This window comes from Rhizorhabdus dicambivorans (genome assembly GCF_002355275.1).
Taxonomy (GTDB): Bacteria; Pseudomonadota; Alphaproteobacteria; order Sphingomonadales; family Sphingomonadaceae; genus Rhizorhabdus; species Rhizorhabdus dicambivorans.
Map to the genome: position 1 here is coordinate 3,790,398 of NZ_CP023449.1, position 24,714 is coordinate 3,815,111.

The following is a 24,714-nucleotide window of genomic DNA, read 5'->3' on the forward strand; positions in this document are numbered from 1 at the left end:
AGATTATCGATGAACGCCCCGCTGCACGACTTCGCCCTCCCCGGCCTCAAGACGATCCACGCCAACGGACATGCGATCCATTATCTCGAACAGGGAGCCGGCTGGCGTTACGACACGCTGCTCGACAAGGAACCCGAGACGATCGAATGGATCGACGGCTTCGAACCCGGCGACACTCTGTGGGACATCGGCGCCAATGTGGGCATCTACAGCATCTACGCAGGGGTAAAGGGGGTCCGCACCTTCGGTTTCGAGCCGCATTTCGCCAATTACCACCAGTTCTGCACCACGATCGCGTTGAACGGGCTGCAGGATGTGGTGACGCCGCTCTGCCTGGCCTTCGCCGAGGGCAAATCGATCGCCGAGATGAACCTGGCGAGCCTCGACATCGGAACCTCGATGAGCAATTTCGGCGAGGCGCGGGACTTCCGGGGCCAGCCCTTCGAGCCTGCTTTCCGGCAGGGAATGGTCGGTTACGACATCGACAGCTTCATCGCCGATTTCGGCATGGAAGTGCCGACCCATCTGAAGATCGATGTCGACGGCATCGAACTGCCGATCATCCGTGGCGCGCGCCATACGCTCGCCGACGCGCGGCTCCGCTCCGTTTCCATAGAATTGATCGACAGCGACGAGGCACAGGTTTCGGCTGTCACCGCCATCCTCGAAAAAGCCGGCCTGCACTTCGTGCACAAGCGGCAGAATGCGGCCTTCGCCACGCCGCAGACCCGAGACGTGCTGAACTTTCTTTTCCATCGCGATCCGGCGAGCCTGGCCAAGCGGCCCGAACCGGCTGCCGAGCCCGTCGCGAACGAGGATTTCACGACCGACCAGCTGATCGAGCGGATCGCGAGCCGTATCGCGGCAGCGCCGCTCGATGATCAGCCCTGCGGCAATATCTTCGCCGAGGATATGTTTCCCGAACCTGTCTATCGCGATCTTCTGGCGATGCTTCCAGCCGACGAGGCCTATGACCCGATCGAGCATCCCGATGCCGTTGCGGCTGACGGAAGCATTACCCGCTATCTGCTCGATCTGACCTATGACTCGCTCGACCGCCTGGCGCTGGAGACGCAGCCGTTCTGGGAAGCGATGATCGGCGTATTCACCGCACCCGCCATCACCGACGCCATCGTCGCCAAATATGGCGACACGCTCCGCAAACGCTTCGGCGACGCGATCCCGGAACTGATCCCGGTGCCCATCCTGTATCGCGATCTGCCGGGCTACCGGATCGGAATCCATCCCGACGCGACGAGCAAGGTGGCCACGCTGCAATTCTATCTGCCCGAGGATGACAGCCAGCTTCACCTGGGAACGGTGTTCCACAAGCGCAGCGGGGACGGATTCGAACGCCTCAAGAAGAACCGCTTCCAGCCCAACACGGCCTATTCCTTCGTCCGCACGGAGGAAAGCTGGCACAGTGTGGACGAGATCGGGCCGGATGAGCGCGTCCGTAATACGCTGGCCGTCACATTCTACATAAAGGGCCAGGAATATCGCTCCCGGACCATGGCGGAAGCAGATCCGAACATCCGCTGGTCGCCGGTCTACACGCCGCAGATGAGCCGCGCGCTGAAGGGCCTGACAAAGGATTTCACGCGCCGCGACGATGTCGCATCGCTGTTCGCCGAAGGCGGGATCGGGATCGAGCTGGGCGTGGCGGCAGGCGACTTTTCGGAGCGGATACTGCGCTATCCCCATATCGGACATCTCTACAGCGTCGACATGTGGGCGGGCGATCGTGGCCATGGCATCGAGCAATATCGGGAGGCCGTTGCCCGGCTGAGCCCCTATCGCGAGCGGAATACGACGCTGCGAATGCGCTTCGACGAGGCGCTCTGCCTGTTCCCCGACGAGTATTTCGACTTCATCTATGTCGACGGCTACGCGCATGATGGCGAGCTCAATGGCGCAACCTTCCGCGAATGGCTGCCCAAGCTGAAACGAGGCGGGATCATCGCGGGCGATGACTATGCGCCGGACTGGCCGCTGGTCGTCGCTGCCGTCGATGCATTCTGCGCCGACAATGGGCTCGAACTTCATGTCATCGATTGCCATGAGGATTCGTGGAACTCGATGTACCCGACATGGTTCGCGATGAAGCCCTGAGGCCCGCAATGTACCATCATCTCCTGCTGAAACCCGATCGCGCGGCGTCCACGACACGGGCCGCGATCCTGGACCATGGCCGCACGGTGCTGGAGGTCGAGTCGCAGGCGCTGGCCCTGCTGCGCGACGTGCTCGACGAGGAGTTCGCCGACGCGGTGGAGCTGATCCTGGCGACACGAGGGCGCGTCGTCGTCAGCGGCATGGGGAAATCGGGCCATATCGCCCGCAAGATGGCGGCGACTTTTGCCTCGACCGGCACACCGGCCATCTTCGTCCATCCGGGCGAGGCGGCGCATGGCGATCTCGGCATGCTGCTGGCGGGCGACCTGCTCGTTCTGCTGTCCAATTCGGGGGCCACCCCCGAACTGCGGCCGATCATGGATTATGCGCAGAGCCTTGCCTGTCCGATCGTCGCGATCAGCTCACAGCGCCATTCACCGATGGCACAGGCGGCGCGCGCCGCGATCATCCTGCCTGCGGTGCGGGAAGCCTGTCCGGCGAATATCTCCCCCACCGCCTCCACCACGCTGATGCTCGCCCTGGGCGATGCGCTCGCGGTCGCGACGATGAGCGTTCGCGGCATCACCCGCCAGCAGCTCGAACGCCTCCATCCTGGCGGAGCGATCGGGCTGAGGCTGCTGCCCATCAACGAGATCATGCATAGCGGGGACCAGCTACCGCTGGTCACCGCCGGCGCCCCGATGCGCGATGTGCTGGTGACGATGACCGAAAAGAGCCTTGGCATCGCCGGAGTGATGGATGAGGAAGGCCGGCTGATCGGCACGATCACCGATGGCGATCTTCGCCGCAACATCGATCGGCTGCTGCTTAGCAACGCCGCCGACGTGATGACCCGCCACCCCAAGACGATCCCCGATGGTACCTATGCCGAAGACGCGCTGGCGATGATGAGCGCCAACAAGATCACGGCGCTGTTCGTCATGGATCATGCGACGCCGGAAAGGCCGGTCGGCCTCGTCCATATCCACGATTTCAGCCGGATGGGGGTCGGCTGAGCCGGACGGCTGGCGCCGCCGGAAAAATCGGCTAGCTTGCGCCGCGATGGCGACCAGTCAAATCGATCCTGCTCATGACGCCAGCGGCCATCGCGCCCGCCTGCGCAAGCGCCTGATCGAAGGCGGCCCCGAGGCGCTCCAGGACCATGAACTGGTCGAATATCTGCTCGCCCTTGCCATCCCGCGCCGCGACACCAAGCCGATGGCCCGGCGCCTGCTCAAGGAATATGGCGGCCTAGGCCCCCTGCTATCGGCCGATCCCGAATCGCTCGGCCGGATGGAGTTGAGCGAAGGAGTGATCGCGGCGCTCAAGATCGCCGAGGCGTCCGCGCTCCGACTGTTGCGCAGCGAGATCGAGCAGGGCGACATCCTGTCGAATTGGCAGGCGCTGAGCGATTATCTGCGTGCCGACATGGCGCATCGCTCGATCGAGCGGGTCCGCGTACTGCATCTGAACAGCAAGAACAGGCTGATCCGGGACGAACTGGTTTCCGAGGGATCGATCGACCAGGCGGCCGTGCATGTACGCGAGGTCATACGCCGCGCGATCGAACTGAGTTCGGTCGCGCTGATCATCGTCCATAACCACCCCACTCACTCATTTCGATCCCGCAGGATCACGTTCAAACACGTTGAAACACTAGAGAAATCGCCCATTTTTGGCATTGCGTAGTGGGGACGGTTTTGGCAAATTGGGGGCGGTTGAAGGGATAGAAAACGGCTTTCCGCTCCCAGTAAACGATCCCCGTTTCTCCTCGACCGATCCCAGTTGCGGACAAGGAGGAAACGCCATGCCAGCCCTGACCGACACCGCTATCCGACATGCGCTGAAGCGCGTCGAGATCAGCCGCAAGCAGGAGAACCTTGCCGATGGCGAGGGGCGCGGCACTGGCCGGCTCGTCCTTGTTCTCAAGCCGATGCCGAAGCGCGTCACGGCCGACTGGATGGCGCAGCAATGGCGTGACGGCAAACGCACCAAGAAGAAGATCGGTGCCTACCCTTCGACGTCGCTCGCGGAGGCTCGTGAGGTTTTCAAGCGCGACTATGCCGACGTGATCCAGAAGGGCCGGAGCATCAAGATCGCATCCGACACCCGCCCCGGCACTGTCGCTGACCTCTTCGAAGGATACGTCGCGTCACTCAAGGCTGCCGACAAGCCCTCCTGGAAGGAGACTGAGAAGGGCCTCAACAAGATCGCCGACACCCTTGGGCGCAACCGCCTCGCCCGCGAGATCGAGGCCGAGGAAGTCGTCGAACTGATCCGCCCGATCTATGAGCGCGGCGCCAAGTCGATGGCCGACCATGTGCGCTCCTACCTCCATGCGGCCTTTGGCTGGGGCATGAAGTCCGACAACGACTATCGGCAGCAGTCGGCTCGCCGCTTTCGCATCCCCTTCAATCCGGCGACAGGCATTCCGACCGAACCTAAGGTCAAGGGCACTCGCTGGCTCGACGAGGACGAGTTCGTGCAGCTCTATCGTTGGCTGGAATGCCCCGACACGCCGGTTCACCCGCCCTATACCCGCGCCGTCAGGATCATCATGCTGACCGGCCAGCGCGTCCAGGAGATCGCGAGCCTTCACATCGACCAGTGGGACGCGAAGGAAAAGATCATCGACTGGTCCAAGACCAAGAACAATCAGCCCCATGCCGTTCCTGTGCCTGAGTTGGCCGCAGAGCTACTCGCATCCATCAACGTCAACGAATATGGCTGGTTCTTCCCGTCGGCCACAGACCCGTCCAAGCCCGTCAGCCACGGCACGCTTTACTCGTTCATGTGGCGCCAGCGGGACCGCGGCGTGATACCCTATGTGACAAACCGCGACCTGCGCCGGACCTTCAAGACGCTGACCGGCAAGGCGGGGATCTCGAAAGAAATCCGCGACCGCCTTCAGAACCATGCTTTGCAGGACGTCAGCTCCAAGCACTATGACCGCTGGCACTACATGGTGGAAAAGCGCGCGGGCATGGCGAAATGGGACAAGTTCGTCCGCGCCATGCTCGCCAAGAAGCGCCTGAAAGCAGCGGCATGAGCCTCCGGCGCCCCCTAAAGCGGAAGTGAGAAGCAACTATGCGTATCGTAATCGGCCTGGCGTTGCTGGCGGCGCTGGCCACGGCGACCGCGGCCAAGGCCGATCCCTGCAAGGCCATTCCCGACCGCGGCCCGATGCCGTCCTATCTCCACCGGGGCGCGCACTTCTCCGGTCCTGTGGTCTATGTCGGCGATGGCGACTCCCTGTGCGTGGCCGTGGGCCAAGGGCCAGCCAACTGGGTGGAGATCCGGCTGAAGGATTTCTACGCGCCCGAACTCCACTCCCCCACCGGCCCTGCTGCCAAGGCCGCGCTGGAAAGACTTGCCATTGTCAACGCCGGGATAAAAACGGGCCAGGCACCGGTTTAAAATGGGGCCAGTTGGTTTGAACAAAAAGCCCCAAGGTTGAGGCTGGGCAGCATCGGCAGCGGGGAAGCGGCTGGAGCGGAGCGGAAGCCGATTTCCCGCTGCCGATGGCCGCCCGTTCTTAGGTCATTTATCCTCCCCCTTGTCCTTCTGGCGCTTGCGGCTGCTGGCGAGACGGAAGCTGTCACCATTCATCTCGAGAATGTGGACGTGGTGTGTCAGCCGGTCGAGCAGGGCGCCGGTCAGGCGTTCGGAGCCGAACACCGATGTCCATTCATCGAAGGGCAGATTGCTGGTGATCAGCGTGCTGCCGCGTTCATAGCGCTGGCTGAGTACCTCGAACAGCAACTCGCCGCCCACGGCGGTGAATGGTACATATCCCAACTCGTCGAGGATCAGCAGCTTTACAGATGCCAGATGCTTTTGCAGGCTGCGCAAGCGACGCTCGTCGCGAGCCTCCATCAGGTCATGGACCAACGCCGCGGCCGTTGTGAAGGCCACGCTGTGCCCTTTCTGGCACGCAGCCAGTCCTAGCGCGAGGGCGGTGTGGGTCTTACCGGTGCCGCTGGGGCCCAGCGCAATGACATTACGCCGCCGCTCGATCCATTCACCGCGCGCCAGTTCCAGAACCAAGGCCTTGTTCAGTGATGGCTGGGCTGCAAAGTCGAAGGTGTCAAAGCTCTTGGTGTGCGGGAAGCGAGCCATGCGGATACGGCGCTCCACCATCCGGCGCTCGCGATCAATCCGTTCAAGTTCGCACAGGCGCAGCAGATAGCGGGGGTAATCGGCCCGATCCTGCGCGGCCTCGAAGGCGACCTTCTCATACTCGCGCACAAAGGTGGGCAGCTTGAGCGCTTTGAGATGGTTGGCCAGTAGTACAGCGGGCGGCACGCTGGTGGGTTCGGCCTCGATGGCTGGCAGCGGCATCATGGGATCACTCATGCTGCCACTCCCGTCGCTGGAGTGCCTGCCTGCGAGAGCAGGCCCATGTAGGTGCGCGGATCGGTACGCCCGACATTCGCGCGCGGCAAATGCGGGTAAAATTGCAGATCGAGGCGCGGCACACGCTGTTCGAGGCGGGCCAGCGCGATCATCTTGATCGCATCGAAGCTGATTGCCCCCATCTCCAGCGCGCGGGCCACTGCCCATTCCACCAGGGACTGCTCGAAGCGTTCGCATAGCCGCAGCACCTGGATGAACTCGCGCCGTCCCTCTTTGCCGCTGCGCGCCTCCATCAGTCGTCGGATGCGATGCATCGGTTCAGCCAGCACCCAGCCATCGAGCGGCGCTGCCTGATCAAGCGCGCGGGGTTTCTGTTCTAACAGCGCCAGATAGTGCAGCGGGTTGGCAATGAAGTCCTCCCGCTCATAGCTGCGCGGATGCACTGCGATCAGCTCCCCGCCACAGATGATCGCAACCCGATCGACATAGCCTTTGATTACGACCTCCTGGTGGGCATAGGCCGTCGGCACCGAATAATCATTGGTACGATAGCGCACCAGCGACATCGACGAGGCCCGCCCCGTCACCATATGGCAGGGATCGAACGGCACCGCCGGTAGCGGCATAAAGGCCGCCAGATCAGCCACCAGCCTGTCACCGATGCTGCGCTCATGCCCGCGCAAGATGGCCTGTCGTCGCTCCATGCATTGTTCGACAAAGCGCGCGTTCAGCGCATCAAAGCTGGGCGCCTCTGGCCTCGGCACCATGAAGTGGCGCCGGGAATAACCGACCAGCCCCTCGACCTTGCCCTTGTCGTTACCCTTGCCGGGGCGCCCGAATTTGTCTTCGAACAGGTAATGGCTCTGGAGGGTCGAGAACATCCGGCTGCGCTCGCGCTTCCCGTCGCCCAGGATCTGCGCCACTGCCAGCTTGGTGTTGTCATACAGGATCGACTGCGGGATGCCGCCGAAGAAGGCAAAGGCCGCCACGTGCCCTTCGCAAAATGCCTCAGCCACCTCGGCAGGATAGGCTTTAACGAACGGCGCATCGCTGTGCGGCAGGTCCATGCAGAAATAGTGGAACCGCACCAACTTGCCGTCGATGATCCCGTCCGCCTCACCAAAATCCACCTGCGCATGCCCCGGCTTGTGGCTCAATGGTATGAACACCTCGCGGCTGCGCAACTTGGCGCCCGCCACATAGTCGCGAACAATGGTGATGCCGCCGGTGAAGCCATGTTCATCGCGCAGACGCTCGAAAATACGCGCGGCAGTGTGTCGCTGTTTGATGTGAACCTTGCGGTCATCCACCAGGATTTGGTCAATGATGTCGGTAAATCCGGACAGCTTGCGGCTGTAGGTTTGCCCGCTCCGGCCGTGCGCTGCTGGCTCTGGAAAGCACAGCATCTTGTCGACGGTCTTGCGATTGATCCCAAAATACCGGGCGGCAGCGCGACGGCTCATCCCGTCAATCAGCACGGCGCGGCGGACCTTCTGATAAAGCTCCACTCTCTTCATCCTCCACCTCCGCCCAAAAACGGAGGTCTAGCAGGACTGGCCCCTTTTTAATCCGGTGAGACTGGCCGATCCGTGGCCCCTTTTATTCCCGGTGTTCTCAGCCATGGGCCGGAACGCGGAATGCATCGCCAACCATAAGTCCTACGACCGTGTGGTGGCCACCTGCCGGATTGGCGGACGCTCCGTCGGGGACCTACTGAAGGCGGCAGGAAACGTCGAGGGCGGCAACGGATACGACCAGAGCAAGCGTTAGCCCGACCTTTGGTGGCGCTTAAATGCGATCTGAAAACCGATCATAGGCATCGATCCGCCGGACCGGGAGATCGACCTCATACCGATAGATTTCCGATCTCAAGAACCGAAGCTCAGCCTCGCGTTGGGCTTCGGGAACGTCGATATACCAAGCGCGCGGCTGCGGGCCGGGATCGCCGTTCCAACGGTATCCCCGCGCCTTGAGAACATCCTTGAGGTCGAAGGGCGAGTTCTCCGCCCAGATGCGCCAGGCGACAGTACGAGCGCCGGCCAGAAGGCGGCTAAGGCCCGTAACGCCAGATCGGGGCAGCCGCATCGCCAACAGCTCGATCGTCGCAAGACAGTCGTGCATCGCACGGTGACGGTCATAGAAGAAGCCGGCCGCCTGAGCGAGATAGGCGAGCTTCGCGCCCTCGAATCCTTCCGCCGCCCAGTCGACCTGGCTGAGCGAGCAGGCCCAGGGCTTCGTCGAGAACACGTCGCTGAAGCGCTCGAGGAAGCGGCGGTCGAACGCCGCGTTGTGCGCGATGACGAGCGAAGCTGGCGCCGCGAATTTGGCCACCAGGGCGGGATCGATGATCTGGCCAGCCACCATCTCGTTGGTGATGCCTGTGATCGCGGTGATCTCCGGGAGAATAAGCTCGCTCGGCTGATGCAGCCCTTGGAAGCTGTCGCCCACACTGAAAACGGTGCCATCCAAGCCGTAGCTGAATGGCGTCATGGCGAGTTCTATGATCTCGTCGCGCTGGGGATCGAGCCCCGTTGTCTCCACATCCACCACCATGCCGAGTCGGACGGGAGTTTCGGGAGACGGCATATTGGATGGACGCGGCTTAAGACGCCGGATGACGCGATAATCGCCGGTCGCCTCTAGCGTCTGCGCCATGGACTCCAGATGGTCAGAAGAGGTCGTCATCTTGCACTTCATACCCAGAGGCTTGGGTCATGCCGGTCCAGGCCTGAGCAAAACACAGACCTCATCGCTTGGTGTCATGATTGTCGTGCGCGCCCTTGCGCGTGTGACGCTGACCCGAAAATTCTGACGCGCCTGCGTCATCGCCCCATCGTGGACATTGCCGGAGACGATCCGATCAGGATTAGCCACGATTTCGCCCTTGAACCGTTTTGGCCATCCTTCAAAGATCACAACCTCGTCGAATTGCTTTCCCTTCGCCTTGTGCATGTTCATCACCACGATGCCGGATTCAGGCTTGTGGGCCGTTGCGAAATGCTCCTGAACAAATGACTGGCGGGTGATCGCAAGCGCGTTGCTATAGCCGCCGACGTCACGCCAGTCCTGCGCCAACCCCTGACGGAGCTGCGTACCGCGCTCGAGCAGACGCACGTTACGGACGTCCTTTGCGACATCATTCAGTCTCTGACAGGCCCCGGCGTCCAGCACGCCGCGCACCGCAACCCAATCTGCACCCGGATCGCCCGTGAGCGTCAGCGCAGCAGTTGCCTGATGTACGGCATAGGTTCCCTGCAAGACACTGTTGCCAGGCGTCGGTCGTCCTTTCTCTAGACATTCGTTCCACTTGGACAGCGCCTTCCGGAACCGCGCAGCCTCGTCCATGTCGCCCTTGGTCGGCGTGGCGCCACCTCGACCGTGGAAATAGCTGCACATCAACTCGACAAATGCGTCGAAACATCCGTCATGCCCGCGCTGTTGGAGCAGGAAAGCAATGATCTCTGCGGCAAGGATCGGGCCTTCCATATCGACAGCTGCTGAGTGGGAAATCGGCGGAACATTGCCGAATGGCTCGCGCAGGACGTCAGACACCATCCGCGTCATTTTCTTGGTCGGCACGAGAATCGCCAACGACCAGTTGCGCCGGCCAGACTCAACCAAGCGCTTCCGGGCCTGCAACACTTGGCCAACCAGTGAAGCGTAAGCCTGGTTGGTGTTCGACGCGAACGGCGCGTAGCCGATCCCCTGGTATTCCTTCTGCCGAAAATTGCCGGTCAGGATGTCATTGCCGAATAGAGCAATCTCAGTCCCCTTACTCCGATGGTTGTCACCGGCGAGATCGTGAGCCGTTGGCGCGAAGGCTGCCGTGAAGTGGTTCAGCCTTTCCGGATCGGCGCCGATGAAATCGAAGATGCGCTGCTCCGGGTCGGCAAGAGCGATCAACGTGCTGTTGGCGCCGAGGGCTTGGACCACCCGCCATTGATCGGCGCTGGTGTCCTGAAACTCATCCAGGATAATGTACGGATACATCGTAGAGATGAGCCCTCGAACCTTATCCGAGCCATGAAGCAGGGTCGCCACGCGGCCTGCGAACAGGTCGAAGCAGACCTTCCCTTCTTCGGTCGCCAACCGGACACGCTCCGCTTCCTCCTTCGCGCGCTTCTCGGCCTTTTCTTCGTCCGACAGATTCTTGGCCGCCTTGTAGCCGCTTCGAACCGCCGACAATGCAATCGCCTCATTCGGAGGCGTGAGGATCGTCATCCGTCGTGGAAAACCGACAAGGTAGCCGTGCGTTTTAAGGATGCGCCAGAAGAACGAATGGTAGGTATCGACCTCGATCCGTCGCCTCTCCTCTCGCGTGATTGCGCTTTCCTCGTCGATCGCCTCCAGCACGCGGGAAACGGTTGCGCGCGCGAAGCTGAGGAACAGGATGCGCTGTCCTGGCTTCAATTTCTCCCGCGCGATCTTGGCCGCTTTGAGGATAGAGACGGTAGTCTTCCCCGAACCGGGGCCGCCGGTGACGAGTTGATGCCCAACCGCTTGTAGAATTTCCTTCTGCGCTTCTGTCAGGTCGACCACAGCACAATCGCCTATCCTAACAGATCAGCAAAATCGTCTTCGCCTTCGGCGTCGGCTTCGACTGGCTGTGGAGGCGGATCGCACAGCGCTTTCAAGGTGACGCAGGCATCGCGGAGCCACTGCGGGATTTCGGCTTCAGAGCACTGGGCCAAAAATTCGGCTATTCCCCAATTGCCTTTCGACCAGCCAAAATAGTCCGCAAGCGCCGCAGCCGCCTGGGCCTTAGGATCGGGGTATTTCGCGAGCAGATGCTGCGGCCAATCGAGCTGATCGGCAAACCGCTCCAGTGCGGCCGGCGCGGTGTTCTTGAGGATCAGATCCTCGACACCCTTCTCGTCGTGCATGAACAGGCGTTCCACCTGCGCCTCAATGGCTGCTTTGGCAGCATCCGTCTGCTTGTCGCATAACGCAAAGGTCCGTTTTCCGAGACTTTTGTACAGCGCCCCAAGGTCGGCGATCTGGGTCTCGCTTCCGGCGTCGATCACGCAGACGCCCAAGGCTTCCAAAGACGCATAGGTCGCGGGATTGAGCTCCGCCAATCGGCGCGCGACGACCGGAAAGGAGGTCGCCTCCGTCGCACCTTCGGCGATGAGGACACGGCGCGAAAGGAGCCCCTCGCAAAACCGGGTTCGGAAATCCTGCCGATAACGCTTGTGCTTTATGCTCTCCGGCAACTCGATTTTGGATTGGTTCAGTTGGCCATTGTCCGATCGCGAGAGGATGACGGTTTCGTCGAGGCTGAATTCTTCGAGCACATACGGCGAGTGCGACGTGAAGAGCGACTGCGCCGACAGCTTGCGCAGCTCATGGACAATCCGCTTCTGCGCGTATGGCGGAATTGCCGTTTCGGCTTCCTCCATCGCAAAAATGACATTCTGCTTGTCCTCGGCGATCTGTGACAGCATCGCGAGCACCAGCATGTTGATCGTCCCCGTTCCCTGCCGAAAGAAGGGAGCGGCATGATCGCCCGCGCCTGTGGCGATGAACGCGGTGATGACCTTGCGCAAATGCTCGCGTGTCAGGTTCGACACCTTAAGGTGCGGCTTCACTCCCCATTCGCGCGGGACGTATTTCTTCAGCGACTTGTCGATGCTCTCGAGCACGCCCGAGATGCCAATGGCCGGGTCGCTCGCGACATCGTAGGCTGCAAGCGTTCCGATCGTCCCTTCCCACATCTGCGGCCGGATTTCCTTCAGCCGGAGGATTATGTCCAGCAGGCTGCCATGTTCCAAGCTGAGCGCCCGAGATCCTGTCCTCAACGACCGCAGGAAAAGAAATCCGCAGTGCTGCTTGTCCTTCTTCGAGAACGATGCAGGTGTCTCATCCTCTGACAGGCTGCGCGTGAAATAGCTGTTGCCGACGAAGTCATCCTCATCAGGATCGTATTGGCCGACGAATGTGACGCGCAGCGCGGCCTTGATCTCGGCAGTATCGACCCCAGCCGGGTCGGCCTCCTGATAGAAGTCTCCGGTAGTAGTGTTCAGCCACTCGACGTTGGCTCCAAATCGTGCCTCCTGCTCCGGCGACAGATTGGTGATCGTCACCTCGACCGTGATTTTCGGTGCGGGACCTGGCTCCGCGTCCTCGGGAGCATCGGGGTCTGGACTGGGAAGATAGCGCCCTTGATAGAAATCATGTTCATCCACGGGTGGTCGCCGGCTCAGCCGGTCCGGCCCCAAGGCGAGATCGATCGCCTCGAATACTGACGATTTGCCAGTATTGTTGTCGCCGATCAGTACGGCGTGATCAGGCAGCACCAGTTTGGCCGACTGGATGCCGCGAAAATTTTCGATCACTACCGAGAATATCTTCAACGCCCTGCCCCCCTTTAGGCCCCCATTCGGTTAGCCCGCGCAGCTATATCTGTACATCGCGCCATGAGCGCCTCGAACGGCTCTCCGTCATCGAAGAGCAGCCCATCCTCGACCATGCGGGCATAGTCGTCCCTCAGCGCCTTCGCGCCATCGCCGACCGGCACGAGCTGTAGGCCGCCGCTGACGGCCGCTGCATAGTTGATCGGCGTGCGGTCGGCGGCCTTCTCCGCAAAGAACATCGACTTGTGCCGGGCGACAGCGTTGGCCAGTTCGCGATCGGCGAAAGCAGCTTCCGCGAAGCCGGCTTCATCCAGCCGGACGACATCGTGCCAGTGTCGCGCGAAGCGGTCGCCGCGCAGCCGCTCCTGGAGGCAGAAGACGTGAATGGCGGTCGCCTTCTCCCAGAAGGTCCGCTCCGCATGCATGACTCGCGGCCGCGCCATCGGGAATACCAGTCCGTCGATCAGGCCGGCGGCGTCGCAGGAGACATCGCGCAGGCTCGCCGGTTCGCCCGTCGAGCGGGCGCCAAACTCCAGCATGACGCTGGGCGCGACATAGCCTGACCCGGCCGCGGTCGCCTCATAGTCGATGAAGAGCCTGTCATCCTCGACGCGGATAGCCGCCGCCAGTCCTTCGGCGGCCAGCGCGTTCGCGATCACGGGCTGCACGGTTTCCGCGACCCAGGCCGGCAAACGCCGACGGACCTCGCTGGACCAGCGTTTTTCCTCGCTCCGCGTTTTCGGCACACCCTCGCCATTGTCCCCGACCAAGTCGGGCGCAATCGCTCGAATGTCGTAGGTCAGATCGACATCTTCGGAAAACCGATGGATGACCTGATAGGCTTTCGACAGCGATGTGCCGCCCTTGAACACCAGATGGTCACCAAGCGGCGCCGCGTAGAGCGTGCTCAACGCCCACACCACCCAGACGTCCTTTTCGAGCAGATGCGCGGGCCGCCCCGAACGATCAGCCGCGACGCCAAGGGCGTCGCGGCGATCCTGAGCCGAGAGGAGCAGGAAGGTTTCAGCCATAGGCCGCCTTCCCGACACTCTGCGCCAACCATGTCGGAAGCTGCGGCGCGGCCGCCACCAATTCGCCAAATGCGCTGGGCGGCAGCTTTCGCTTCAATGTCCTGAGCGCAGTTTCGGCTTTCTCCGGGCCGAGCCAGGCCAAGGCCCGGACGGCCTCTCCCGCCGGCCGGTTGGCCAGAGCCAATTGCCAGCGCGGGGCATGGCGCAATTCCACGACCTGCTTGCCGAGATTCATCTTCCGGCTGCGCCCAGAAGTCAGATAGACCGAGCGAACCGGCACCTGTGTCGTCAGGCCAAGGGCGTTTGCGGCCGCCGCACCGTTCGAGACAATGGTCTCGCCACGCTGGCTGGCAAGGGCCTCCACAGCCTGTTCGACCGACGGCGCGCGCGTCCCGAACCGACTGGCGACGGGGCGGAGATAGACACCGCGCCCAGCCCGGATGAGTTGCTCGCGTTCGGCCAGACGCGACAAGGCCTGGTCCACTGCGGCGCGATTGCCGAGATGGAGCAGCCCCTTAGCGGACACAGAAGCGCCCTCGGGCAAACCCGCCATATGCGACAGAATCTGTTCGGTCAGCCGTGTCATTGTCTTTCTCCTGTCAGGAACATACGCAGTTTTCTGACAGTTTTCAAGGAAAGCGCCTTCGGTGCGGAAAAGCACGGACAAGGGGGGAAAGCCTTCCCCTGCGGTCGAGCCAAAGGGTCTCGCCCGACCCCTTCTGCGGGGAGATCCCCGCAACGCCCCCATAGAGTGAGAGTGCGGACGGGTTTCCCGTGACGGGTTGAGGGCTGGAGAAGAGGTTTCCGGCGCCCGTCGCGGAGAACCGCGATGTTCAGCAAAAACCACAGTGCCCGCGCCAGTTCAGGCCGGACGAGCCTCTATGACGACATCACCGACAAGATCATCGCCGAGCTTGAGGCGGGCCGTGCGCCCTGGGTCCAGCCATGGGGATCGGCCGCGGCCAAGGCGCCGCTCGCCATGCCCCGCAACGCTGCGACCGGACGGCACTATTCCGGCATCAACGTGCTCATCCTCTGGGGGGCGGTGATCCAGCACGGCTTCCCCGGCCAGAGTTGGCTCACCTTCCGCCAGGCACTGTCGCTGGGCGGCAATGTCCGCAAGGGTGAGCATGGCACGACCGTCGTCTATGCCGACCGCTTCACGCCGGAGGACGAGAAGCGCCGAGCCCGCGAGACCGGCGAGGACGCCGCCGCGATTCCGTTCCTCAAGCGCTTCACCGTCTTCAACGCCGCGCAATGCGACGGCCTGCCGGACAACATCGCCGCCATCGCTCCACCGCCGCCACCCGGCCTCATCGAGCCGCGCGTCGAGGCTCTGATCGAAGCGACGGGCATCGATTTCCGCATCGGCGGCGATCGCGCCTTCTATGTGCCGGCGCACGACTATGTGCAGGTGCCGCCGCCGCAGGCCTATTTCGAGCCGATCAACTGGCACCGCACGGCCCTACACGAACTCGGGCACGCCAGCGGCCATGCCTCCCGACTTGGTCGCGACCTGACCGGCGGCTTCGGCACGAAGAAATACGCCTTCGAGGAGTTGGTGGCCTTATCTGGACAGTCTGCGCCGCTCGCAACTTTGCAGTAAGGTCGGCGATGGACGCCCACGGTAGGCAGTAATCAGGCTGGCCGTAGCGCTGACCCAAGAGCTGGCGGAGGCCAGCCTGATTGCTGCCGGGTCATAGTGCGCAACGGTGTGAAGGTCAGCTTCCCGGTGGGGGGGCCGGGGGGAGGGCTTCGCGCCGGTGTCGATCATTACTGTTTGCGAGCGCCGCGAGGCCAGGGGCCTCGATGCGCATGTGCCGCTGATCCTGCGCGGCGACGCGCTCTATGATCCCGATCTGGATCGCTTCTTTCTCGACCTGCCGTTGTCGGGCGTCCGCTCGCGGCACTCGCTTCGCGCCTATGCCTATGATGTCGTTGTCTGGCTTCGCTTTCTCGATGCCTGCGGCAAGACCGTGTGGGCTGCGACCCGCGACGATGTCGACGCCTATCATCGTGAGCGACGCCGCGACGAGGCCGATCACCGGATAACGGCCGCAAGCTGGAACCGCGCCGTCGCCAGTCTCGATCGCCTTTACCGATGGGGTGAGCAGCACGGGCTGATCACCGACGCGCCGTTCAGCCGCCGCGCCGTGTGGCGACCGGCGCATGGTGGCCGTCGCGGCATGATCGCGGCGCGCAATGACGCCTATGAACGTGTTGCCAGGCGATCAGATGTGCGGTTCGTCACGATGGACGACTACCGTATTTTCCGCGAGGTCGGCCTGCGCGGCCTTACCCCTGACGGCACCGAGCGCCCCGGCGCGCGCGACCGGAACGGGCTGCGCAACGCGCTGTTTGCCGATCTTCTCGTCACCACCGGCCTGCGCCTCGAAGAGGCGTCGGGCCTGCTCGCCGCCGAGCTCGCGGCGATCGACCGCGAGGACGGCGATGCCCAACAACTTTGGCTGCCTCTCCCGCCACCGCTGACCAAGGGCGACCGGGGACGCAGCGTCCTGCTCCCGCGTCGGCTGCTTCGTCAGATTGCCGCTTACGTCGCCGTCGAGCGCGCAGCGGGCGTGGCCAAGTTCGCCGCGCGAGACGGCGCGACCAAGCTCGAACGATCGATCCCTGTCACCCGCGCCGGTCTCGACCGCATGCGCGATATCTGCACCCCGGAGGAACGATGCCGCCTGATCCTGTACGACGAGGATGGATCGCCCCGCGAGCCGGCGGCGCTGTGGCTGACCGAGGTAGGGCAGCCTGTTCGGCCCAACTCGTGGGAGGTGATCTTCACCCGCGCCTGCAACCGGTGCGCGGAGAACGGCTTCCCGCTGTCGATCAACCCGCACCAGCTTCGCCACACATTCGCAGTCCATATGCTCGCCTTGCTGATCCAGCAGCGGTTGCGCGAAGCGGCATTGCCGGTCGGACCGCTGGAGAGCTATCGGCTGATCCTCGGCGACCCGCTGCAGCAGGTGCAACGCCTGCTTGGCCACGCCAGCCTCACCACCACCTATATCTACCTCGACCATATCGCGACGCGCGCCGATACGGTGGACGCGGCCGTCGAGGAGCTGCTTGCGCTGCTGCCGGGACCGCAGGGCGCATGAGCGGCCATCCCCGCAAGGGCCGGCCTGTCGCCTTCGCGCCGATCACGCCGGAGCCACAGAAGCCCGATCCGGTGCTCGGCCTCAAGTTCACCATCGAGGCGCGGCATGGCGGAACGGTCCTGGTCGATATGGCCGCACTCGATCCCCGTCCGCTCGCTATCGCCTTCGCCGGCGCGCTGCGTCGATCGGCTGCGCTCGGGGGACCGATTGGTGCGGCCAGCGTCATCAAGCAGTATGTGCAGGTCTATCGTCACTTCTTCGCCTGGCTTGGTGATGGTGCGCCGGGGGTGACCGGCGTCAACGACCTGCGTGCAGTCCATATCGATGGGTTCGCCTCCGCGCTCGAACAGCGCGGGATGGGCGCGATCCACCGGCACATATCGGTCGGCAAGATCGTCAACACATTGCGCGCGATCGAGGCAGACCGGCCCGATCGGATCGCGCCCGACCTGCATGAGCGGCTGCGCTACACGCTGGCCACATCGGCGGGCCGCTCGACCCCACGCGATGCTTATAGCCCCTTCGTCGCCCGCGCGTTGCGCGACGCCGCGAGGACCGACGTCGAAGCGATGTTCCGCCGTCTCGGTGCCGACGACCGCACCGATGAGGGCGACCCGGTCATCGCCAGAGCGCGGGCCGACGTCGAAGCGATCATCGCGCGGCAGGGCTTTATCGTTGCAGACCACCCGGCGCTGAAGAGCCTCTATTTCATGCGCATGCGGCGCGGATTGCCGATCAGCACGCTCATCGATGATCTGCATGGCCGCCATCACCCGCTTGCGCGCGATCTGCCGGCGCTGCTCGTGCTGCTCACGCTCGATACCGGCCTCGAGCCCGAGTGCCTGAAGACGCTGACCACAGATTGTCTCACCAACCCCCATGCCGGCACGGTGGAGCTGCGCTATCTCAAGCGCCGCGCCTGCGGCGCCGAGCACAAGAGCATGCGCGTGCGAGATGGCGGTGGGGGCACGCCTGGTGGTCTGATTCGTCGCCTGATTGAGGTCACGGCGATTGCCCGCAAGCATCTGAACGACGATCGTCTTTGGGTTTATCACAACGCTGGCGGCCTGCGGGTAGGCATCCGCCACCCGACGGAACGGATCGATGCCTGGGTAGCTCAGCACGCTATTGTCGATGACGACGGCGAGCCGCTCCACTTGCTGCTCTCGCGGCTCCGCAAGACCCACAAGGCGCTGTGGTACACCAAGACCGAGGGGCACATGACCCGCTTCGCGGTCGGCCACTCGCGCGAGGTGGCGGCGCGCCACTATGCCGATCTGCCGTCGCTCCGGCCCGTGCACGAGACGGCCGTCGCCGACGCCTTCCGCGCGGCGGTCGCCGCCGCGATGCCGACCGTGCTTCCGCCCACCGCCGAGCAGACGTTGCGCGAAGCACCCGAACAGGCCGCGCCGCTGATGCCGCCCGATACCGTGGGTCCGTTGCTCGACGGCGAACAGGATGTCTGGCTCGCAGCCTGCGCGGGCTTCCACAACAGTCCCTTCGCCGAGGCCGGATCACCCTGCGCGCAGCCCTTCTGGGGCTGCCTTGATTGCCCCAACGCCGTCATCACCGTGCGCAAGCTCCCCGCGATCCTCGCCTTCCTCGCCTTCGTCGAAGAGCAGCGGCTGAGCCTGCCCGCGACCGACTGGGCGGCCAAGTTCGGCCGCGTCCATGCCCGCATCACCGCCCAGGTCCTGCCGGCCTTCTCCGATGCCGTCATCACCGATGCGCGCCGGCAGATGGAGGGCGAACGGCTTTATCTGCCGCCGGAGGTCCGCGCATGACCATGCCCGTTCATGCCCAGGCGCCCGCTTTCGACGATCGCCCCGTGCTGGCGAGCGCGCCACTCAAGGAAGGCCATACCCGCGAGGCGCTATCGCGCGTCGGCGACCCGAGCTGGGATCTCGGTCCCGCCGTCTTCCGCGAGAACGCCCGGCGCTGCCACGTCACCGTGCATTTCCACGTGCTCGAACATGCCGATGTGCAGGCGGCGATGCGCGCCTATCTCTACGCCCGCCTCAACGCCGATCTCCCCGGCTATCGGACGAAGTTACCACCCGCCTGTATCCGCCAGGCATTCAACCGTGCCCGCCGGTTCTTCGCCTTCGCCCGCGAGCGGCTCGGACGGCTCGACGTTTCCCGTATCGATCAGCCATTGCTCGATGCCTATGCCCGTCATCTCCGTGACGATCCTGCCCGACGACCCGTCATCGTCGGCCACCTCCTCGAAGTGGTCTCAGATCTCTATTACTATCGCGACCACCTCGATAGCGGAGGCCTTGCATTCGAGCCTTGGGCCGGACAGGCGCCCGCCCGCGTTGCGGGCTACCGCCATGTCCGGGAGAACCGCACGCCGCGCTTCCCGGAAGAGGTCATCGCCGCGCTACTCGCCTGGTCGTTGCGCTACGTCACCATATTCGCGGACGATATCCTCGCCGCCCGCCGCGAGCTTGCGCGGCTCGAAGTGCGCCGGGATCGCCTTGCCGCCGCCGATGCCGGCCTTCCAGACCCTGATCGCCGGCAACGTCGCCGCACCCGCCTGAAGGCCTATTTCGGCCGCCGACGCCGCGAGGGGCGCGGCGCGCCGATCTGGGGCACCGCTCATAACGGCAAGCTGCGCGTCGACCCCAACACCGGCGCAGTGACCCCACCGATCAACGCACATCTCCTGCATCTCCATGTCGGGATCGACGTGCAGGCCGAGCCTGGCGCGCATCTTCTGCTGACAGGCGGTGAAGCGAGGTTGATCGACGCAGTGGCGGCCGAGCTGGGGGTAGAGGTCGGCGGCATGGACACGCCGATCACGATCGATCCTGACAGCGGTCGGCCGTGGCGCGAGCGCTTCGATGCGAAGACTCTCGCACACGAGGAACGGATGCTTCAAGCCGCTGCCTATATCGTGTGCGCCTACCTGACCGGCATGCGCGACTGCGAGGTGCAGGCGATGCGGCGCGGGTGTCTCTCTATCGCGCGCAGCGAGGACGGCCTGATCGAGCGCCATCGCATCCGGTCGACCATCTACAAGCGCCGGGCGGCGGTGGGCGAGGCGGCGAGCTGGGTGACGATCGAGCCGGTCGCCGCCGCGATCATGGTGCTCGAACGCCTGTCGGCAGGGCCGGCGCGCGCCAGCGGCAGCGATACGCTCTGGCCGGTGCTGCGCGCGAGCGCCGTCTCCAAGACGCATCTGTCGAGCGAGGTGGTCCGCCAGCTCAACACCTTCCGCGACCACCTCAACAGCGCCTTCGGCACCCCCGATGAGCCGGTCATCCCGCCCGGACCCGATGGCAAGCCGTGGCGCATCACGACGCGGCAGTTCCGGCGCACGATCGCGTGGCACATCGCCAACCGTCCGTTCGGCACCATCGCCGGCATGATCCAGTACAAGCACGCCTCGGTCGCCGCGTTCGAAGGCTATGCCGGGACCAGCGCATCAGGGTTTCGCGCCGAGGTCGAGGCGCAGCGTCGGCTCGGTCAGATTGACGATCTGCTGGACTATTTCGACCGGCGTCAGGGCGGCGCATCGCTCGGTGGACCGGCGGGACCGCGCATCGCGCGGACGCTCGACGATGCCGCCGTCAGACAAGGGCCTTTGCCCGCCATGATCGCCGATCGCGCCCGCCTGCGCGTCATGCTCGCCAGCGTCGCGCGCACCTTCCATGTCGGCCCGCTCGCGGATTGCTTCTTCGATCCCGCGACCGCGCTCTGCCTCAAGCGCGTGACGACCCCCGATCCGGCAGGGCCGCTCACTGCCCTGTGCGAGCCGACCCGCTGTCCCAACGCCTGCATCACCGCCCGCCACAGGCCGGCCTGGGAACGCGCGGCGGCCGATGCCAGGGCGCACTTACGCGAACGGCGCATCTCCGATCTCCAGCGTCAGGCTCTCCAGCGCGAGCTGGATCGCCTGAGCGTGGTGATTGCCGGGATCGACCCTCCCGCGCCGTAGACCACCCCGGTTGTTGGCGGAGTCCTGCGCCGGTCGGCGCGCCCGCGCAACGGCTTCGCCGTCCTTCGCTTCGCTGCGGCCCTGACGGGTGCGCGAGCCCCCCTGTGCCCGGCGCGAACGGGCCTCCGCCGCCGGGGATGGTCCCCGGCGCGAGAACGGAGAACAGATCATGTCAGCCTCACAACGCTCAGACGTCTATGCTCGCGTCACGCAAGCGATCGTCGACGCCATCGAAGCCGGCACCGGCACCTGGCGCATGCCATGGCATCATTCCGGCGCCGACGTCACCCGCCCGACCAACGTCGCCAGCGGCAAGCCCTATCGCGGCATAAATACGGTCTCGCTCTGGGCGGCCGCCTATGGCAGCGGCTATGCGAGCGGGGTCTGGGGCACCTATCGCCAGTGGCAGGCGCTCGGCGCGCAGGTCCGCAAGGGTGAGCACGCCAGCCTCGGTGTCCTCTGGAAGGAGTTTCACGCGAAGGGCGACGACGCCAGCGACGATGACGACCATCGACGGCTTTTCGCCAAGGCGTTCGGCCTGTTCAACGCCGATCAGGTCGATGGCTATGCGCCCAAACCGGGGCCGGACCTGCCCGAGAGCGAACGCCTCGCCGCCGCCGAAGCCTTCATCGCCGCCCTCGGCATCGATACTGTCTACGGCTCGGCCAGCGCCTATTATCACATCGCCGAAGACCGCATCCACATGCCGGATTTCAGCGCCTTCCACGACGCTCACGGCTTCTATGCCACCCGTATTCACGAGGCCGCTCATGCCAGTGGCGCAGCCCATCGGCTCGACCGGGATTTCAGCGCCAAGTGGACCAGGCACGCGCTCGCGATGGAGGAAGCGACCGCCGAGCTGACCGCCTCGTTCCTGCTCGCCGATCTCGGGATCGCCCACGAGCCGCGGCCCGACCACGCCGCCTATATCGCTTCCTGGCTCCAACTCCTGAAGGATGAGCCGCGGGCGATCTTCACCGCAGCCAGCAAGGCGCAGGCCGCCGCTGACTGGATGCACGCCCAGCAGCCATGAGCGTCGTGCTCATTGACTCGATGATATTACGGATATACTCGTAGTGTCATCGAGTCGTTATCAGGAGCCATTCCATGAAGCGCATCCATCTGCACGTCAGCGTGCCCGATCTCGGCGCGTCGATCCAGTTCTACGAGACGCTGTTCGGCGCCGCGCCCGTCGTCGTGAAGGACGACTACGCCAAGTGGATGCTCGACGATCCCAAGGTCAACTTCGCGATCTCCGAGCGCGCGCGCGCGGCCGGCATCGACCATATCGGCATCCAGGTCGACAGCGCCGATGAGCTCGGCGCGCTCGCCGGTCGCCTCAAGGCCGCCGGGGCGGAGACGTTCGATCAGGAAGCGACCACCTGCTGCTACGCGCAGTCGGACAAGAGCTGGGTCCGCGATCCCGCCGGCGTGCGCTGGGAGACCTTCTTCACCTTCGGTGAGGCGACCAGCTACGGCGAGGACGAGGTGCTGCCCGAGCCCGCCGCGGCCTGCTGCGGCCCCGCCGATGCGCCCGCGCCAAAGCAGGCGTGCTGCTGATGGACGCGAACGCTGCCGTCGCCTCGCTCTCGGCGCTCGCGCATCCGGGCCGCCTCGAGGTCTTTCGCCTGCTGGTCCGCGCCGGCGCCGAGGGCATGGCCTCGGGCGATATCGCGCGCGCGACGGGCCATGTCCCGCAGACGCTCTCGGGCAACCTCAACATCCTCGGCCACGCCGGGCTCGTGTCGTCGCGGCGCGAGGGCCGGTCGATCATCTACACCGCTGATTATGCCCGCATGACCGACCTGCTCGGCTTCCTGATGGAGGATTGCTGCGGCGGCGCCCCGGAGATCTGTGCTCCGCTCGCCGACGTGGTCACCAGGGCCGCCTGCTGCCAACCCGGAGCCGTTCAATGACCGACCGTGTTTTCAATGTCCTGTTCCTCTGCACGGGTAACTCGGCCCGCTCGATCCTCGCCGAGAGCGCACTGAACAAGCTCGGCGAAGGCCGGTTCCGCGGCTATTCCGCAGGCAGCTTCCCCAAGGGCGCGGTCAACCCCGACGCGCTGAGGCTGCTGGAGCGCATCGGTTACCCGACCGAAGGCCTTCACTCGAAGAGCTGGGAAGAGTTCTCCGTGCCGGACGCGCCGGTGATGGATTTCGTGTTCACCGTTTGCGACGATGCGGCGGGCGAGACGTGTCCGGTCTGGCCCGGCCATCCGATGACCGCCCATTGGGGCATCGAAGATCCGAGCCATGTCGAGGGCAACGACATCGAGCGCGAGCGCGCCTTCGTGACAGCGCTGCGCTATCTCGAGAACCGCATCAAGCTGTTCATGGCGCTGCCGTTCGACCAGCTCGACGTGATGGCATTGAGGGCACATGTCCGCGAGATCGGTCAGGGCGAAGGCGCGAGCAACCGGCGCGGGGACGCCGCGTGAGCGATGCCGCCGCGGCGGCGAAGCCCGCGATCGGCACCTTCGAACGCTATCTCAGCCTCTGGGTCGCGGCCTGCATCGTCGTCGGCATCGCGCTCGGCTATGCGCTGCCCGGCTTGTTCGCGCGCGTCGCCGCGGCCGAGATCGCGAACGTCAACATCGTCGTCGCGGTGCTGATATGGCTGATGATCGTGCCGATGCTGCTCAAGATCGACCTGGGCGCGCTGGGATCAGTCAGGCGGCACTGGAAGGGCGTCGGTGTCACGCTTTTCATCAACTGGGCGGTGAAGCCCTTCTCGATGGCGCTGCTCGGCACCTTCTTCCTCGGCTATCTGTTCCGCCCCTGGCTGCCCGAGGCCGAGATCGGCTCCTATATTGCCGGCCTCATCCTGCTCGCCGCCGCGCCTTGCACGGCGATGGTGTTCGTCTGGTCCAACCTGTGCGAGGGCGAGCCTAATTACACGCTGAGCCAGGTCGCCTTGAACGACGTCATCATGGTGTTCGCCTTCGCGCCGATCGTCGCGCTGCTGCTCGGGGTCGCGTCGATCACGGTGCCGTGGGACACTTTGCTCATCTCGGTGCTGCTCTACATCGTCGTGCCGGTAATCGCCGCGCAGCTTGTCCGTCGCGCGCTGCTGGCCTCTGGCGGACAGCCGGCGCTCGATCGCCTGCTGGCAGCGCTCGGCCCCGTATCGCTGATCGCGCTGCTCACCACGCTGGTGCTGTTGTTCGGTTTCCAGGGCGAGGCGATCATCGCGCATCCGCTGGTCATCGCGCTCATCGCCGTGCCGATCCTCATCCAGGTCTATTTCAATGCCGGGCTCGCTTATTGGCTGAGCCGCCGCTTCGGCGTCGCCTGGTGCGTCGCCGCGCCCGCCGCGCTGATCGGCGCGTCCAACTTCTTCGAACTCGCCGTCGCCGCGGCGATCAGCCTGTTCGGCATCGGATCGGGCGCGGCGCTCGCCACCGTCGTCGGCGTGCTGGTCGAGGTGCCGGTGATGCTCTCGGTCGTCGCGCTCGTGAAGAAGACGCGGCCCTGGTATGAGCGGTCGTTGCCTGCATAATCCTGCGCGGCGCGTTCGCGATCATCAACGATAGAAGACCTGGGCGGCCGCTCTCTCTCGGGATCGGCCGCCCAGTCGCATAGGCGATCGGCACGGGCTTCGCCCGCACCCAGCGGTCGCCGCTGGCGCGGCGGCGCTGTTCGTCGGGCCTCCCTCAAGGCGGGAGTGGTCGGCGCTCCCTTCTAGGCCCGCCACGGCGCGCTGCAAGTCCGGCTGCGCCGGACTGCTCCATTGCATTTCGCCCCTGCGGGTGCAGCCCGCCGCTTCGGCGGGCCTCTCCGGTCGCTCTCGCCGCCCACCCCCGC

The 24,714-nt window shown here is 64.4% G+C and carries 21 protein-coding genes; 14 read left to right on the forward strand and 7 right to left on the reverse strand.

Annotated elements, in window-relative coordinates; genetic code table 11:
* Positions 1-9: 9 nt before the first annotated feature.
* From CMV14_RS17820 to CMV14_RS17840, 5 genes are all read left to right on the forward strand, one after another.
* Positions 10-2,112, forward strand: a complete 2,103-nt coding sequence (locus tag CMV14_RS17820; protein WP_066969847.1) for a class I SAM-dependent methyltransferase — start codon at positions 10-12, stop codon at positions 2,110-2,112.
* 8 nt (positions 2,113-2,120) lie between these two features.
* The gene (locus CMV14_RS17825) at positions 2,121-3,128 is read left to right on the forward strand and encodes a KpsF/GutQ family sugar-phosphate isomerase (protein ID WP_066969844.1); all 1,008 of its coding nucleotides are present in this window, start codon (positions 2,121-2,123) and stop codon (positions 3,126-3,128) included.
* Between the two features lie 46 nt (positions 3,129-3,174).
* The gene (locus CMV14_RS17830) at positions 3,175-3,801 is read left to right on the forward strand and encodes a JAB domain-containing protein (RefSeq protein WP_083216168.1); all 627 of its coding nucleotides are present in this window, start codon (positions 3,175-3,177) and stop codon (positions 3,799-3,801) included.
* A gap of 118 nt (positions 3,802-3,919) precedes the next feature.
* Complete coding sequence (locus CMV14_RS17835; protein ID WP_066969840.1) at positions 3,920-5,161, forward strand: tyrosine-type recombinase/integrase; 1,242 nt, start codon at positions 3,920-3,922, stop codon at positions 5,159-5,161.
* A 38-nt stretch (positions 5,162-5,199) separates the two neighbouring features.
* On the forward strand, positions 5,200-5,529 hold the full coding sequence (locus CMV14_RS17840) for a hypothetical protein (RefSeq protein ID WP_176488992.1): 330 nt from the start codon (positions 5,200-5,202) through the stop codon (positions 5,527-5,529).
* 123 nt (positions 5,530-5,652) lie between these two features.
* Here CMV14_RS17840 and istB read toward each other — a convergent pair whose 3' ends face one another.
* The 7 genes from istB to CMV14_RS17880 form a co-directional block, all read right to left on the reverse strand.
* Positions 5,653-6,453, reverse strand: a complete 801-nt coding sequence (istB, locus tag CMV14_RS17845; RefSeq protein ID WP_066970386.1) for an IS21-like element helper ATPase IstB — start codon at positions 6,451-6,453, stop codon at positions 5,653-5,655.
* 11 nt (positions 6,454-6,464) lie between these two features.
* Entirely contained in the window at positions 6,465-7,985 is a 1,521-nt protein-coding gene (gene istA / locus CMV14_RS17850; RefSeq protein ID WP_096367681.1) for an IS21 family transposase, read from the reverse strand.
* Between the two features lie 271 nt (positions 7,986-8,256).
* Positions 8,257-9,165, reverse strand: coding sequence for a 3'-5' exonuclease (locus tag CMV14_RS17860; protein WP_217992416.1), 909 nt, complete (start codon positions 9,163-9,165; stop codon positions 8,257-8,259).
* Positions 9,166-9,180: 15 nt separating this feature from the next.
* Positions 9,181-11,007, reverse strand: coding sequence for a UvrD-helicase domain-containing protein (locus CMV14_RS17865; protein ID WP_066970308.1), 1,827 nt, complete (start codon positions 11,005-11,007; stop codon positions 9,181-9,183).
* 11 nt (positions 11,008-11,018) lie between these two features.
* Positions 11,019-12,821, reverse strand: coding sequence for an ATP-dependent nuclease (locus CMV14_RS17870; protein WP_066970305.1), 1,803 nt, complete (start codon positions 12,819-12,821; stop codon positions 11,019-11,021).
* 14 nt (positions 12,822-12,835) lie between these two features.
* Complete coding sequence (locus tag CMV14_RS17875) at positions 12,836-13,852, reverse strand: nucleotidyl transferase AbiEii/AbiGii toxin family protein (RefSeq protein WP_066970302.1); 1,017 nt, start codon at positions 13,850-13,852, stop codon at positions 12,836-12,838.
* Entirely contained in the window at positions 13,845-14,438 is a 594-nt protein-coding gene (locus CMV14_RS17880) for a DUF6088 family protein (RefSeq protein WP_066970298.1), read from the reverse strand. Before CMV14_RS17880 ends, CMV14_RS17875 begins: the two co-directional genes overlap by 8 nt.
* 243 nt (positions 14,439-14,681) lie before the next feature.
* Between CMV14_RS17880 and CMV14_RS17885 the strand changes: the two genes are divergently transcribed.
* The 9 genes from CMV14_RS17885 to arsB all read left to right on the forward strand — a co-directional run bounded on the left by CMV14_RS17885 (position 14,682) and on the right by arsB (position 24,409).
* Complete coding sequence (locus CMV14_RS17885; RefSeq protein WP_096367784.1) at positions 14,682-15,458, forward strand: ArdC family protein; 777 nt, start codon at positions 14,682-14,684, stop codon at positions 15,456-15,458.
* A 157-nt stretch (positions 15,459-15,615) separates the two neighbouring features.
* Positions 15,616-16,965: a tyrosine-type recombinase/integrase gene (locus CMV14_RS17890; protein ID WP_096367745.1), complete on the forward strand. Its 1,350-nt coding sequence runs from the start codon at positions 15,616-15,618 to the stop codon at positions 16,963-16,965.
* A complete protein-coding gene (locus CMV14_RS17895) occupies positions 16,962-18,749 on the forward strand; it encodes a hypothetical protein (protein ID WP_066970282.1) in 1,788 nt (595 codons plus the stop codon). The genes CMV14_RS17890 and CMV14_RS17895 overlap by 4 nt, the downstream gene beginning before the upstream one ends.
* Positions 18,746-20,908 (forward strand): integrase, encoded by a 2,163-nt coding sequence (locus CMV14_RS17900; protein ID WP_066970285.1) that lies wholly within the window; start codon positions 18,746-18,748, stop codon positions 20,906-20,908. The genes CMV14_RS17895 and CMV14_RS17900 overlap by 4 nt, the downstream gene beginning before the upstream one ends.
* Before the next feature lie 169 nt (positions 20,909-21,077).
* Positions 21,078-21,941: an ArdC family protein gene (locus CMV14_RS17905; protein ID WP_066970288.1), complete on the forward strand. Its 864-nt coding sequence runs from the start codon at positions 21,078-21,080 to the stop codon at positions 21,939-21,941.
* A 74-nt stretch (positions 21,942-22,015) separates the two neighbouring features.
* Positions 22,016-22,468, forward strand: a complete 453-nt coding sequence (locus CMV14_RS17910) for an ArsI/CadI family heavy metal resistance metalloenzyme (protein WP_066970291.1) — start codon at positions 22,016-22,018, stop codon at positions 22,466-22,468.
* A complete protein-coding gene (locus CMV14_RS17915) occupies positions 22,468-22,824 on the forward strand; it encodes an ArsR/SmtB family transcription factor (protein ID WP_066970295.1) in 357 nt (118 codons plus the stop codon). The genes CMV14_RS17910 and CMV14_RS17915 overlap by 1 nt, the downstream gene beginning before the upstream one ends.
* Complete coding sequence (locus CMV14_RS17920; RefSeq protein WP_096367739.1) at positions 22,821-23,348, forward strand: arsenate reductase ArsC; 528 nt, start codon at positions 22,821-22,823, stop codon at positions 23,346-23,348. Before CMV14_RS17915 ends, CMV14_RS17920 begins: the two co-directional genes overlap by 4 nt.
* Positions 23,345-24,409 (forward strand): ACR3 family arsenite efflux transporter, encoded by a 1,065-nt coding sequence (arsB, locus tag CMV14_RS17925; protein WP_066970392.1) that lies wholly within the window; start codon positions 23,345-23,347, stop codon positions 24,407-24,409. Before CMV14_RS17920 ends, arsB begins: the two co-directional genes overlap by 4 nt.
* Positions 24,410-24,714: the final 305 nt, after the last annotated feature.

Coding starts and splice junctions, on each gene's coding strand:
- CMV14_RS17825 (WP_066969844.1), top strand. CDS start 2,121: ATGTACCATCATCTCCTGCTGAAACCCGATCGCGCGGCGTCCACGACA.
- CMV14_RS17840 (WP_176488992.1), top strand. CDS start 5,200: ATGCGTATCGTAATCGGCCTGGCGTTGCTGGCGGCGCTGGCCACGGCG.
- CMV14_RS17915 (WP_066970295.1), top strand. CDS start 22,468: ATGGACGCGAACGCTGCCGTCGCCTCGCTCTCGGCGCTCGCGCATCCG.
- CMV14_RS17885 (WP_096367784.1), top strand. CDS start 14,682: ATGTTCAGCAAAAACCACAGTGCCCGCGCCAGTTCAGGCCGGACGAGC.
- CMV14_RS17835 (WP_066969840.1), top strand. CDS start 3,920: ATGCCAGCCCTGACCGACACCGCTATCCGACATGCGCTGAAGCGCGTC.
- CMV14_RS17910 (WP_066970291.1), top strand. CDS start 22,016: ATGAAGCGCATCCATCTGCACGTCAGCGTGCCCGATCTCGGCGCGTCG.
- CMV14_RS17830 (WP_083216168.1), top strand. CDS start 3,175: ATGGCGACCAGTCAAATCGATCCTGCTCATGACGCCAGCGGCCATCGC.
- istB (WP_066970386.1), bottom strand. CDS start 6,453: ATGCCGCTGCCAGCCATCGAGGCCGAACCCACCAGCGTGCCGCCCGCT.
- CMV14_RS17920 (WP_096367739.1), top strand. CDS start 22,821: ATGACCGACCGTGTTTTCAATGTCCTGTTCCTCTGCACGGGTAACTCG.
- CMV14_RS17905 (WP_066970288.1), top strand. CDS start 21,078: ATGTCAGCCTCACAACGCTCAGACGTCTATGCTCGCGTCACGCAAGCG.
- CMV14_RS17860 (WP_217992416.1), bottom strand. CDS start 9,165: ATGAAGTGCAAGATGACGACCTCTTCTGACCATCTGGAGTCCATGGCG.
- CMV14_RS17880 (WP_066970298.1), bottom strand. CDS start 14,438: ATGACACGGCTGACCGAACAGATTCTGTCGCATATGGCGGGTTTGCCC.
- istA (WP_096367681.1), bottom strand. CDS start 7,985: ATGAAGAGAGTGGAGCTTTATCAGAAGGTCCGCCGCGCCGTGCTGATT.
- CMV14_RS17900 (WP_066970285.1), top strand. CDS start 18,746: ATGACCATGCCCGTTCATGCCCAGGCGCCCGCTTTCGACGATCGCCCC.
- CMV14_RS17895 (WP_066970282.1), top strand. CDS start 16,962: ATGAGCGGCCATCCCCGCAAGGGCCGGCCTGTCGCCTTCGCGCCGATC.
- CMV14_RS17820 (WP_066969847.1), top strand. CDS start 10: ATGAACGCCCCGCTGCACGACTTCGCCCTCCCCGGCCTCAAGACGATC.
- CMV14_RS17875 (WP_066970302.1), bottom strand. CDS start 13,852: ATGGCTGAAACCTTCCTGCTCCTCTCGGCTCAGGATCGCCGCGACGCC.